This is a genomic window from Nitrospira sp. (assembly GCA_035968315.1).
GTDB lineage: Bacteria > Nitrospirota > Nitrospiria > Nitrospirales > Nitrospiraceae > Nitrospira_D.
Genome location: JAVYIN010000002.1, coordinates 188,438 through 200,911, shown reverse-complemented (window position 1 = coordinate 200,911; position 12,474 = coordinate 188,438). Strand labels below are relative to the sequence as shown.

Annotated in this window: 10 protein-coding genes; 9 read left to right on the top strand and 1 reads right to left on the bottom strand. The window is 60.0% G+C overall.

Features of this window, described 5'->3' with window-relative positions; translation table 11 throughout:
- Nucleotides 1–37: 37 nt before the first annotated feature.
- Nucleotides 38–736, bottom strand: coding sequence for a SurA N-terminal domain-containing protein (locus RI101_01235; GenBank protein MEC4888659.1), 699 nt, complete (start codon nucleotides 734–736; stop codon nucleotides 38–40).
- A gap of 274 nt (nucleotides 737–1,010) precedes the next feature.
- Between RI101_01235 and RI101_01230 the strand changes: the two genes are divergently transcribed.
- The 9 genes from RI101_01230 to topA all read left to right on the top strand — a co-directional run bounded on the left by RI101_01230 (nucleotide 1,011) and on the right by topA (nucleotide 12,303).
- A complete protein-coding gene (locus tag RI101_01230) occupies nucleotides 1,011–1,463 on the top strand; it encodes an RDD family protein (GenBank protein ID MEC4888658.1) in 453 nt (150 codons plus the stop codon).
- A 60-nt stretch (nucleotides 1,464–1,523) separates the two neighbouring features.
- Complete coding sequence (locus tag RI101_01225; protein MEC4888657.1) at nucleotides 1,524–2,573, top strand: rod shape-determining protein; 1,050 nt, start codon at nucleotides 1,524–1,526, stop codon at nucleotides 2,571–2,573.
- 14 nt (nucleotides 2,574–2,587) lie between these two features.
- A complete protein-coding gene (gene mreC, locus RI101_01220; protein MEC4888656.1) occupies nucleotides 2,588–3,469 on the top strand; it encodes a rod shape-determining protein MreC in 882 nt (293 codons plus the stop codon).
- Nucleotides 3,466–3,966 (top strand): hypothetical protein, encoded by a 501-nt coding sequence (locus tag RI101_01215; GenBank protein ID MEC4888655.1) that lies wholly within the window; start codon nucleotides 3,466–3,468, stop codon nucleotides 3,964–3,966. Before mreC ends, RI101_01215 begins: the two co-directional genes overlap by 4 nt.
- An 8-nt stretch (nucleotides 3,967–3,974) precedes the next feature.
- Nucleotides 3,975–5,816, top strand: coding sequence for a penicillin-binding protein 2 (gene mrdA, locus RI101_01210; protein MEC4888654.1), 1,842 nt, complete (start codon nucleotides 3,975–3,977; stop codon nucleotides 5,814–5,816).
- Nucleotides 5,817–5,850: 34 nt separating this feature from the next.
- The gene (gene rodA / locus RI101_01205; protein ID MEC4888653.1) at nucleotides 5,851–6,972 is read left to right on the top strand and encodes a rod shape-determining protein RodA; all 1,122 of its coding nucleotides are present in this window, start codon (nucleotides 5,851–5,853) and stop codon (nucleotides 6,970–6,972) included.
- A gap of 168 nt (nucleotides 6,973–7,140) precedes the next feature.
- Entirely contained in the window at nucleotides 7,141–8,649 is a 1,509-nt protein-coding gene (locus RI101_01200) for an Rne/Rng family ribonuclease (GenBank protein MEC4888652.1), read from the top strand.
- 110 nt (nucleotides 8,650–8,759) lie between these two features.
- Nucleotides 8,760–9,878 carry a DNA-processing protein DprA gene (dprA, locus tag RI101_01195; GenBank protein MEC4888651.1) on the top strand — a complete coding sequence of 373 codons (1,119 nt, stop codon included), beginning with the start codon at nucleotides 8,760–8,762 and terminating at the stop codon, nucleotides 9,876–9,878.
- An 85-nt stretch (nucleotides 9,879–9,963) separates the two neighbouring features.
- Complete coding sequence (topA, locus tag RI101_01190) at nucleotides 9,964–12,303, top strand: type I DNA topoisomerase (GenBank protein MEC4888650.1); 2,340 nt, start codon at nucleotides 9,964–9,966, stop codon at nucleotides 12,301–12,303.
- The last annotated feature ends 171 nt before the right edge of the window (nucleotides 12,304–12,474 follow it).

The window sequence follows — 12,474 nt, the reverse complement described above, 5'->3', positions numbered from 1 at the left end:
TCTCCCCGTGCCTCTCGCCCCTTGCCGCTAGCCTGACCTAGAGCAGCTCGCGGTGGATTTTGACCGGCACTTTCACCTTCAGCGATTCTTGATAGGCCATGAGCGCGCGCTGCTGTTTTTGGAATAGCATGTCTTGCAACACGCGGTCCTTGGCGGCGGTGGCTTTGGCGGGGTCGGCATCCGGTTGCCGCGTCATGAGCGTCTGCCCTTCCGCAATTTCCGATGGCGTGAGGGCCACGGCGTCCCTAACGAACATGCGGGCTTTGTTCCCCAGAATTTCTTTGGCCTGCGCCGCTTCAAAGACGGCGGGGGTGAGATGATTCGCGGCCAGGAGCCGTTGATACGTCTCCGGATCAAACGCGCCATTTTTCTGGAATTCGGGGGTCTGGACGATCATCTCGCGGAGATCTCCGTCTGAAACGGTGACGCCCAAGTCTTTCGCGGCGATCAGCCAGAGGCGGTTATCGACCAGCTGTTCGATCACGAATTGCTTGATGGTTTCGTCCTTGAACTCTCCCGGAACCTTGTCCTTGTAGAACCGGTACATGTTTTCATAGGCGCGCCGAAACTCTTCGCGGGTGACGACGAGATCCCCGACAGTGGCGACGTCATTGCCGGCTTGCTCCCCGAATCCCCACCAGCCCATCGTGATCACAAAGGCAATGGCAAGGATTCCCATGATCGACTTCAGGACCCAGGGGTAATTGTGCGACGCGTCACGCATTAACTTGATCATTCGTGTCCTCTCATCGGCTGAATTTGTGCGGGGATTGTACTTGGCGCGGGGACTGAAGGCAAGATCAGGCAGGGTCCAGCCTATGAAGGGGTGGGAAAATGGAGAGGTGAGCAGATCCATGAGGGGGTTGGGCTGATTCTGTGATACTCTGCCGAGAGGGGAGGCCTACGTCCGGCTGTGCCGGGCGGTTTGGGGAGATGTAAAGGAAAATGAGGTTTGTTTGTGCATGTTGTTTGACTTTGTTATACTTTGCCACTAATTAGAAGGAGTGACTGTGATCGGGGTAGGGGCGAAGCGTATGGAACAGGCCGTCTATCCCAAGGCGCATGTACTCAACCGGTTCATTGCAAAGCTCATTGATCTGTTTATCGTGGTGGCGGCGGACGAAATCGCCCCACCGGTCGGGTTCCTTTCCGGGTTGGCCTACATTTTGATTGCCGATGGGTTTGCGGGGGGAAGAAGCATCGGGAAACGGCTGGTTGGCCTGCAAACGATGCGGCTTGACTCCAGGGAATCTGCGGGGTTTCGGGAGTCCATTATCCGGAATCTCCCTTGTGGCATCGCGCAGGTGTTGTTTGCGGTGCCCTACATTGGGTGGATTGGCTCCGCGGCCATTCTTGCCTTCGAGGGGTTGTTGATTATCGGAAATGAGCAGGGCCGGCGGTTGGGTGATGAAGTGGCCAGGACTCAGGTGTTGGATGCCGGTCAGTTAGCTGTGCCGGATTAAGCATAGATGGCGAGCGATTAGCGGGCTGTTGCGCTAGTCCGTGATGAAGGGAGAGATGCCGTGGGGTTCACGGGTGATATTTTTGGATGGTTCTCCAACGATCTTGCGATCGATTTGGGAACGGCCACGACGCTGGTCTATGTGCACGGCAAAGGCATCGTGCTGAACGAGCCGTCGGTGGTCGCCGTGGAAAAGAAAAGCGAGAAGGTGCTGGCGGTCGGCGCCGATGCGAAGAAAATGCTCGGGCGCACGCCCGGCAATATTGTCGCCGTTCGGCCCATGAAAGAAGGGGTGATCGCCGACTTTGAGATGGCCGAGCAGATGCTCAAGCATTTCATCCGCAAGGCCCATAATCGCAGCGCGTTTGTCCGGCCACGGATCATCATCGGCGTGCCCTCCCGGATTACGCAGGTCGAGCAGCGGGCGGTGCGCGACTCTGCCGAGCTGGCGGGTGCGCGCGAAGTCTACCTGATCGAGGAGCCGGTGGCTGCCGCGATCGGCGCAGGGCTTCCGATCACGGAGCCGTCCGGCAATATGGTGGTGGACATCGGTGGCGGCACCACCGACATCGCCGTCATTTCCCTCGGGGGGATTGTCTACAGCGAGTCCGTGAAGGTCGCCGGAGACCGGATGGACGAAGCCATCATGAATTACATCAAGAAGAAGTACAATTTGCTCATCGGCGAACATATGGCGGAACGGGTCAAGTTTGAGATCGGGTCGGCCTATCCGTTCGAAGAGCGGAAAACGATGATGATCAAGGGGCGCGATCTGATTTCCGGCATTCCGCGCACGCTGGTGGTGGATGACGCCGAGATCCGCGAGGCGCTGCAGGAGCCGATCGGAACGATCGTCAATGCCATCAAGGTTGCGCTAGAAAACACTCCGCCTGAATTGGCGGGGGATATTATTGACCGCGGGATCGTGCTAACCGGTGGAGGCTCCCTGTTGAAGGGAATGGACACACGGTTCCGGGAAGAGACCAACTTGCCGATCATTACAGTGGACGATCCCCTCACCTCCGTGGTGCTGGGTGTCGGCAAGATTTTGGATGAGTTGGATCTCCTTCGCAAAGTGTCGGTCATGTCCCAATGCAGTAGCCTCCGGTAAGGTTCCATCCCTCTATGCGGATGGCCAACTTTCGTTCATCGTACGGCGCGCGGCGTCTCGCTCTCGGCGTGTTTCTGCTTGTCTTGCTGGGCTTCTTTCTGCTGCCGCATCAACTCCAAACCATGTTCCAAGGGCTGGGCGGGCCGGTTGGGTGGGTCCTGAGCTGGCCTATTCGGATGGTCTCGTCGATTGAAGGCGGGATCGGCGAGGCCTGGCATCGCTACTTCGCGTTGCAGGGCGTCGAGGATGAAAACCGGCGGCTCAAGAAAGAGATCGAGCAACTGCAGGGGCAGAACAGCCAGTTGCGTGAAGCGGCCTCGGCGACGGAGCGGTTGACCGCGCTCCTGGAGTTTAAGGCGCAGGCTCTGCCGGCGATGGTGGCGGCCCAGGTCATTGGCCGGAATACGGATAATTGGTATCGGACGATCATTCTGAACAAAGGGTCTTCGGATGGGATCCGCCCGGATATGGGCGTGATCACGTCAGCCGGCGTGGTGGGGCGTGTTGTAAAAACGACTGTGGCGACGTCAGTCGTGTTGCTGGTGTCCGATCCGAACAATGCGATCGCGGGGCTGATACAGCGCACGCGCGACGAAGGGATTGTCGAAGGGACGACGGAAGGGCTGGCGCGGCTCAAGTACATTCCGTTGCTGTCCAATGTTCGAAGCGGCGATCATGTGGTGACCTCCGGGCTGGTTGGAGGGTTCCCCCGCGGGCTGGCGATCGGCACGATTACCAGGATCGACAAGGAAGAGGGCGCGTTGTTTCAATTGGCGGAGGTCCGGCCGGAGGTGGATGTCACGCGCGTCGAAGAAGTATTGGTGCTTCAATCGTCGTATGCGGCGGACGAGGAAAGTCTGGGCCCCGGTCTTCCTGCGGTGAAGGCAAAGCCATGAGGGTGGTGGTCTACATCCTATTGATTGTGAGCCTGGTGGTCCTGCACACGACCCTGTTGCCGTATGTGAGTGTCTGGGATGTCAAGCCGGATGTCGGGTTGGTGGCGGTGTGTTTTGTCGGCCTGCTGGCCGGAGAGCTGGAAGGATTGCTCGTCGGCCTGGCCCTGGGATGGGCGATGAGTTTGTTCTCCGCCGGGGATCTGGCGGTCAACCTGGCGGTCAAGGGCGGGGCGGGATTTCTCGCCGGGCTGGCAGGCCGGCATATGGCGCAGGTGACGCCGGTGGTGTTGGTAAGCGGGCTGCTCGTCGCCTCGACGGTGGGAGGGCTTGTGACGCTGTGGGCGGCCAAGCTGAGCGAACAGCAACATGCGTGGTGGGCGCTCCAAACGATCATTGTGCCGCAAGCCTGCTTTGATGCCGTGATCGGGGGCATCGGCTATTGGCTGATCTGGACCCGATTCCAGCTGGATCGAATGGCGATGGAGCCGGAATTGTAAGCCGCATCATGGCAACCTCAGGCCTGCATGATTCTGAACTCGGAGAGCTGCAGCGGCGGCTGATGTTGCTGCGGGTCGGGCTGTTGCTGGTCGTGAGCCTATTGGCGTTGCGGCTCTGGCACTTGCAGATCCGCGAAGGCCCCTACTATCTGGATTTGTCCGAGAATAACCGGACGAGGTCCGTGCTCCTGGAGCCGGCGCGCGGGCTAATCTATGACCGCCACGGCGTGTTGCTGGCGAACAACGTGCCGAGCTTCAGCCTCTATGTCACGCTGGAAGATGTCAAAGATCGCGATGCGTTGACGCAGAAGCTCTCCGAACTGCTGGGGCTCGACTCCGCCATGATCCGGAAGAAGCTGGCGGGCCGCGGCAGCAAGATGCTCCCGAGAAAAATTAAGGACCGGCTCACGCTGCGCGACGCGACGCTGATCGAATCGCATCGGCTCGATCTTCCGGGTGTGATGATTCAGGTCGAGTCACAGCGCAACTATCCCGGCGGGATGGCGGCCTCGCATCTCATCGGATACGTGGGCGAAATTTCTCCGGAACAGTTGGAGAAACCGGAGTTTGCCGATCTGCATCAGGGCAGTATCGTCGGACAATATGGAGTGGAGAAGTCCTTCGATCGCCATGTGCGCGGCCAGGCGGGACAGAAAAGCGTCGAAGTCGATGCCTTGGGGCATGAAAAGCGAACAGTCTTGGTTGATAAGCCGCAGTCCGGCAACGATCTCTATTTGACGATCGATATCCGCCTACAGAAGGTGGCCGAGGATCTGCTCGGAGAAGAATCCGGCGCGATCGTCGCCTTGGATCCGACTAGCGGGGATATTCTGGCGATGGCGAGCCGTCCAGGGTTCGATCCCAATGTGCTCTCGCGCGAACTCACGCCGAAACAGTGGGTCGAAATCGTGCAGAACGAGGGGCGTCCATTGAATAACCGGGCGTCGCAAGGCCAATATCCGCCCGGATCCACTTTCAAGGTGCCGATGGCGGTGGCGGCGCTGGAATCCAATACGATGTCGCCGTCCAGTTCGGTATTTTGCAACGGCGGCTATCAGTTCGGCAAGCGGGTGTATCACGATTGGAAAGCCACCGGGCATGGCTCGGTCGATCTTCATAAAGCCCTGGTCCATTCGTGCGACGTCTATTTTTATACGGTCGGACAGCGGATGGGGATCGATACGATGGCGGAGTATGCCAAGGCGTTCGGTCTGGGGCATGAAACCGGGATCGAGTTGCCCTCTGAACGCGTGGGGATTGTTCCTTCGACGGCCTGGAAGATGAAAGCCAAGAAGGAGCCCTGGTTGCCGGGCGAAACGATCTCCGCGGCGATCGGACAGGGGTACGTGACGGTCACGCCGTTGCAGATGGCCAGCATGATCGGGACGGTGGCCAACGACGGGGTCAGCTACCGGCCGCGTTTGGTGCAGGCCATCATGGATCGCATGACGGGCAATCTGCAAGAGATGCCGGCCGTGGCGCGCGGGAAAGTGCATGCCAAGCCGGAGACGTTTCGGCTGGTGAAGGAGGCGCTGGCCGCTGTGGTGACGGAGGGCACTGCGACACGGGCCAAGTCCTCTATAGTGACGATTGCCGGGAAAACCGGCACGGCGCAAACGACGGCGCTGGCCAAAGAGAAAAAAGCGGAGAAAGATATCCCCAAGAAATTTCGAGACCATGCCTGGTTTGTCGCCTTCGCTCCGGTCGAGTCTCCGAAAATTGCGGTGGCGGTGCTGGCCGAGCATATGGGCCACGGCGGGTCGGCGGCGGCGCCCTTGGCCAAGGAAGTGATCGAAACCTATATGAAGTTGATGCCGCCGTCTGTGCCGGAGGAGGCCTCCGGGTCATGAGCATACGGCGATGGACCGTGAGATGTGAGCGCAGATGATTGACCGGCTGATCGATAATCGCGGGCTCGACAACTTCGACTACCGCTTTCTGGCGCTGGTGGCGGCCATTTTAGGCATCGGCGTGCTATCGATTCATAGTGTGACGCATGCCCAGCAGGGCGGCGTCGCGCCCTATTATCTCAAGCAGCTGGTCTGGATCTTCCTGGGCGGTGTGGCCTTCGTCGTCATGCTGGTCTCGGACTACCATCGGATCGCGCGGCTGGCCTATCCTGCCTACGGGGTGGTGCTGCTCATGCTGGCGTTTGTGCTGCTGGAGGGCCGGACCAGCAAGGGCGCCCAGCGGTGGATCGCGCTGGGGCCGTTCAGCTTCCAGCCGTCCGAGTTTGCCAAGCTCGTCCTGATCCTGGTGCTGGCGCATTATTACTCGAAAGCGCCCCGCGTGGGGTGGTTGCAGCGGGTGGTGATGCCGGGGTTGCTGATGCTGCCGGGCTTGGTGCTGATTTTGAAACAGCCCGATCTGGGCAGCGGATTGAGCTTCGTGGCGGTGTATGCGGCGATGCTGTTGATGGTCGGGGTGCGGTCGAAGGCGCTTGGCGTGATCCTGCTCTTTTCGCTCATGCTCTTCCCCTTTGCCTGGGAAGGGGTGTGGGGGTCCTTGCATGATTATCAGCGACAGCGCATTATGGCCTTCGTGGATCCGGATTATGATCCGGGAGGAAAGGGCTATCATGCCTTGCAGTCGAGAATTGCGATCGGATCGGGGGAATTGATGGGGAAAGGACTTTATGGAGGCACGCAAAGCCAACTGAAGTTCCTGCCCGAAGGTCATACAGACTTTGTCTTTGCCGTCTATGCGGAGGAGTGGGGGTTCCTCGGGGTCTTGCTGCTCCTGGTCCTCTTTGTCGGGTTGATCTGGCTATCGCTTGAAATTGCGTCGAAGGCCAAAGACCAGCTGGGGGCGCTCTTAGCCGCCGGCATTACGGCGATGTTGTGTTTTTGTGTGGTGGTGAATATCGGGATGACGGCGGGCATGTTTCCGATCGTCGGGATTCCCCTTCCGCTTATGAGTTACGGAGGGAGCGCGACCATTATGACGATGGCGTCGCTGGGACTCCTGCTGAACGTGAAGCGAAGACGGTTGAGCTTGTTCTATTGAACCGATTGCGAACCCACAGTGGTGTTGAGCGTTAGGGAAGAGTGTATCGAGCAACGAGATTGAGAAGCCGGAGCCGCATGCGGTGGGCGGATGTCTGGGACCTGGGCCGTTGGCCTGCGTCCTTCGTCCATGGTGCGGAGCCGGGTCTCGCAGACCAAAGGAGTGGATATGGGGATTGAGATTGCGATTGCTGTCTCGCGGGAAGAAACCCGCGTGGCTGTGCTGGATGGCGGAGTCGTCACCGATTTGTTCGGGGACCGGGCCAAGCACAAAGACTTTGTCGGGAATATTTACAAAGGCAAAGTGGCGAAGGTGCTGCCGGGCATGCAGGCGGCCTTTGTCGATATCGGTTTGGAAAAGGCCGCGTTCATGCATGTGTCCGATCTGTCGGAGGATGCGGAGCCCAGCGATTTGCTGGTGGAGGCGGACGAAGACGATAAAGACGCGGATATGCTGCGGCCGAAACGCCAGAGCGCCAAGCCGATCGAGCAGCTGCTGACCGAGGGCCAGGAGTTGATGGTGCAGATCTCGAAAGGTCCGATCGGCACCAAGGGGCCGCGTGTCACGACCTACGTGTCGCTGCCGGGCCGGTATCTGGTGTTTATGCCGAACGTCGAACATATCGGGGTCTCGCGCCGGATTGCGCGGGATGAAGAGCGCGCCCGGTTGAAGGACATCATGCGGCGGGTCCGCCGTCCCGGATGCGGCTATATCGTCCGGACGGTCAGCGAAGGCGTGAAGGAAGATGAACTGAAGTCCGACGTCGATTTTCTCCATGTGCTCTGGCAGGATATTTTGACCAACCGGGAGAAGCTGGGCGCGCCGGCGTTATTGCATACGGATCTGAGCTTGAGCTTCCGTGTCGTGCGGGACCTCTTCGGCAAGAAGGTGGACCGGCTCTGGATCGATTCGCGCAGGGAGTATGAGGCCATCCGGGATTTTGTCCAGCGGTTTTCCCCGGAACAAACCTCGCGGATTCACTTCTACGACAAAGACGAAAGCTTGTTCGATCATCTGGGCGTCGAGCAGGAAATCTCGCGCGCGATGAGCCGGAAGGTCTGGCTCAAGTCGGGCGGGTATCTGGTGATCGACCATACCGAAGCCATGACCGTGATCGATGTGAATACCGGGCGGTTCGTCGGCAAGCGCGACCAGGAAGAGACGATACTCCGCAATAATCTCGAGGCCGCCAAAGAGGTGGCCTATCAGATTAAGCTGCGGGGAATCGGCGGGATCATCATCGTCGATTTCATCGACATGGAGCGGGAGAAGAACCGCGACAAGGTCTATCATGCGCTCGTCGATGCGATGGCGTCCGACAAGGCCCGCACGCGCATTTCCAGGATTTCCGACCTGGGGCTGATCGAGATTTCCCGCGAGCGGGTCCGCGAGGATTTGCTGCGGTCGTTGTCCGAGCCCTGCCACTACTGCGAAGGCCGCGGGTATACCAAGTCTCCCACGACCGTTGCCTACGAGATTTTCAGGGACATCCGCAAGATCGCCGAGTCGGGCGAGTGCCAGCGCATCGTCATCGGCGCGCACCCCACGGTGGCGGATCTGTTGCAGGATGAAGAGCGGCAAGGCGTGGAAACGCTGGAGCGGGATTGCTCGGCAAAGATTATCGTGACGCCGGACAGCCAGCTGCACCTCGAACAGTACGATCTCGTCGCGCTGTAAGGCCGTGAGGCTTTAGCGGGGCGCCGTGTACCGTCCGGGCCTCGCGCTGAGCGAGGAGGGCGGGGGCTGTCGAATCTCCCCGATGGGCGCTTCTCTGATGGTCACGCGTCATGGATGCTGCGCAACTCACCGCATGGCTGGTGCTGCAGGCTGTCGAAGGTGTGGGCGATCGGACGCTCGTGAAGCTGGTGCAGGTGTTTGGATTGCCTGAGCGGGCGCTGGCCGCGTCCCTGGAGGAGTTGGTCCGGGCCGGCTGTAGCCCTGAGCTGGCAGAGGCCGTACGGCGAGGCCCTGAGTTGGCGGTTCGCCGGCAGATCGATCGCCAGGTCGCCCTAATCGAGCAGTTGAAGATTTGCGTGATCACCCTGTCGGATCCGGCCTATCCCAAGCGGCTGGCGATGATTCACGATCCGCCTCCGCTGTTGTATTACACGGGATCGTTCGATGAGCAGGATGGATTGGCCGTCGCGGTAGTCGGCGGGCGGCATGCGACTCCTGCCGGGCGTGCGGTAACGGAAGAGATTGCGAAGGAACTGGCCCTAAGGGGCTGGACGATTGTCAGTGGCATGGCGCGCGGCATCGACGCCGCGGCCCATCGTGGCGCGCTGGCCGGGAACGGCCGCACGCTGGCGGTGCTCGGCTGCGGAGTCGATCGGACCTATCCTCCGGAGCATGACCAGCTGCGCAAGCAGATTGACGCCCATGGGGCGGTGATCGCCGAGCTCCCCGTCGGGTCGCCGCCGCAGAGCCATCATTTCCCCCGCAGGAACCGGATTATTAGCGGCTTGTCCGTCGGTGTGCTGGTTGCCGAAGCGGCGGTGAGCAGCGGGTCCCTCATTACGGCGAAGCTGGCGTTGGAGCAGGGGCGCGAGGTCTTCGCGCTGCCGGGTTCGGTCAAGGAAGCGCGGTGCCGCGGATCGAACGGCCTCATCAAGGAAGGCGCGACGCTGGTCGAGTGCGCGGACGATATTCTGCAGGCGCTGCTGCCGCAGGTGGAGCCGTCGTGGCGTGCGCGGATGCGTCCCGATGCGGCGCCGTCATCGTCGAGCGAGCGGCTGGGGCCGGAAGAACAACGGGTGTACGACGCGCTGTCTTATGACGCCCGGTCGGTCGATGCGGTGATCGAGCAGACGCAGTTGAGCGCGGCGCAAGTCTCGGTCACGCTGTTGTCGCTGGAGCTGCGCGGGCATATCAGGCAGCTCCCCGGGCAGCAATACCTCCGCCGGTGACCTGTCGCATGTGCGCATTCCAGTTGCAGGATCGCGGGAATTTTGATACGGATGGGAACGCACGTCATTTGAGCATGGGGTTGTCATGGCGAAATCGCTGATCATCGTTGAGTCGCCGACCAAGGCGAAGACGATTACCAAATATCTGGGACGCGGCTATACCGTGATGGCCTCTGTCGGCCACGTCAAGGATCTGCCGACCAGCAAGCTGGGCGTCGATCTCGAACACGACTTCGAGCCGCAATACGTCACGATCAAAGGCAAGTCCAAAGTCCTCGCTGAAATCAAGAAAAAGGCCGAAGAGGCCGACACGATCTATCTTGCGCCGGACCCCGATCGGGAAGGGGAGGCCATTGCCTGGCATATCGCCGAAGAGTTGAAGGGGAAGTCGAAAAAGAAGAAAGAGAGCAAAGTTTTCCGGGTACTCTTCAACGAGATCACCGAGTCGGCCATCAAGCGCGCGCTGAAGTCGCCGGGCGACATCGATATGAATCTCGTCAATGCCCAGCAGGCGCGCCGCGTGCTGGACCGCATCGTCGGCTATCAAGGCAGCCAGTTGCTGTGGAATAAAGTGCGCCGCGGGCTCAGCATGGGCCGGGTGCAGTCCGTCGCCATGCGGCTGATCTGCGAGCGGGAAGCCGAACGGGACGCGTTTCGCGCGGAAGAGTATTGGTCGCTGACCGCGTTGCTCGCCGGCGCCAATCCGCCTTCGTTTGAGGCCAAGCTGCACAGCATCAACGGGGAAGAGGCGTCGATCGAGAATGCCGAGCAGGCCGGCCGTGTGGTGGCGGCGATTCAGGGCAAGCCGTTCGTGGTCGAGTCGATTGAGCGGCGGGAAAAGAAGCGGAACCCCGTGGCGCCCTTCATTACGTCCCGGCTGCAGCAGGAAGCCGCCCGCAAGCTGCACTTCTCTCCGAAAAAGACCATGACGCTGGCGCAGCAGCTGTATGAAGGCATTGAAATTGGAGCCGAAGGGGCGACAGGTCTCATTACCTACATGAGAACCGACTCCCCGAGAATCTCCAATGAAGCGATGGCCGAGGCGCGCGAAGTGATTCAGGCCCGGTTCGGGGCGGACTATCTTCCGGCGACGCCGAATGTCTACAAGACGCAGAAGGCGGCGCAAGAGGCGCACGAGGCGGTCCGGCCGACAGCGGCGGCCCGCGACCCCGAGTCGATCCGCCAATATCTCGACCACGATCAGTACAATCTCTATAAGCTGATTTGGAATCGCTTTATCGCGTCGCAGATGGTCCCGGCTATTTTGGATGTGACACGGATCGATTCCTCGCCGGTTGGGACGAAGGAGAAGTACGGGTTTCGTTCGACCGGCACGGTCGTGAAGTTCCCCGGCCATACGATCGTCTATATGGAAGGGGTCGATAAAGAATTGCCGACGCAGAAGCCGAAGGCCGATCAGGAGGCGGAGGACGACAACGAGCGCCAGCTGCCGGCCCTGACAGAAGGGGAATCGCTGCGGCTGGTTGACGCTGAAGGGCAATCGGTGCCGGGATTGCTTTCGAAGCAGCATTTCACGCAGCCGCCGCCCCGGTATAACGAAGCGCTGCTGATCAAAGAATTGGAAGAGAAAGGCATCGGGCGGCCGTCCACCTATGCCGCGATTATTTCCACGATTCAGGACCGCAAGTACGTCGAAAAGACCGAGGGGCGGCTCGTGCCGACCGAGACGGGCAAGACCGTGCATGAGTATCTCATGAAGGGCTTCCCCGAGCTCATCAATGTGGATTTCACCTCGCATCTCGAAGAACAACTCGACGAAGTGGAAGAGGGGACCAAGCCCTGGGTAACGGCGGTGCGGGATTTCTATACGCCGTTTACGAAGGAGCTGGAGCGGGCCAAGACGATTCCAGGGCCGAAGGATACGGTTGAGCCGCCGACGAATATCCCCTGCGAGAAATGCGGCAAGATGATGGAGATCAAGTGGGGGCGGAACGGCAAGTTCCTCGCGTGCCCCGCCTATAAAGACGATCCGCCCTGCAAGAATACGCAGAATTTTCAGAAGCTCGAAGATGGGACGATCAAGATTGTCCCGAAGATTGAACTCACGACCGACCAGAAGTGCGACAAGTGCGGCAGCGCCATGGTCGTCAAGACCGGGCGGTTCGGGAAGTTTATCGCCTGTTCGGCCTATCCCGAGTGCAAGACGACCAAGCCGATGGCGTTAGGCGTGAAGTGCCCTCAGCCGGACTGCGGCGGAGATCTTGTGCAGAAGCGGACCAAGAAGGGGCGCTCGTTCTTCGCCTGCAGCCATTACCCGAAGTGCGAATTTGCGCTGTGGGATCGCCCCGTCAACAAGGCGTGTCCGACGTGCCAGGCGCCGTTCCTCATTGAGAAAGTCAGCAAACAGGCCGGCCGGAGCGTGCAATGCCGCAATGAAGAATGCGGGTACCGCGAAGCCGGATAGTGCTGCTGCTCGCCCGTCGATTTTCTTCCTCATCCTTTCCGCCGTTGAATCTGAGAAACGGATTCATGTGCGCTCCGTCGTGAGGGCACCCTCTCAAGGGCTGTCGGTTGACGGGCGCCGAATGCCAGAGGATAATAAAGATAACAGTTCGGTCGCTACGACTCATAAGAC

Excerpts from the sequence above, each read along its gene's own strand:
- dprA (MEC4888651.1), top strand. The coding sequence starts at position 8,760 with ATGGATGCTGCGCAACTCACCGCATGGCTGGTGCTGCAGGCTGTCGAA.
- mrdA (MEC4888654.1), top strand. The coding sequence starts at position 3,975 with ATGGCAACCTCAGGCCTGCATGATTCTGAACTCGGAGAGCTGCAGCGG.
- RI101_01235 (MEC4888659.1), bottom strand. The coding sequence starts at position 736 with ATGATCAAGTTAATGCGTGACGCGTCGCACAATTACCCCTGGGTCCTG.
- mreC (MEC4888656.1), top strand. The coding sequence starts at position 2,588 with ATGCGGATGGCCAACTTTCGTTCATCGTACGGCGCGCGGCGTCTCGCT.
- RI101_01215 (MEC4888655.1), top strand. The coding sequence starts at position 3,466 with ATGAGGGTGGTGGTCTACATCCTATTGATTGTGAGCCTGGTGGTCCTG.
- rodA (MEC4888653.1), top strand. The coding sequence starts at position 5,851 with ATGATTGACCGGCTGATCGATAATCGCGGGCTCGACAACTTCGACTAC.
- RI101_01200 (MEC4888652.1), top strand. The coding sequence starts at position 7,141 with ATGGGGATTGAGATTGCGATTGCTGTCTCGCGGGAAGAAACCCGCGTG.
- topA (MEC4888650.1), top strand. The coding sequence starts at position 9,964 with ATGGCGAAATCGCTGATCATCGTTGAGTCGCCGACCAAGGCGAAGACG.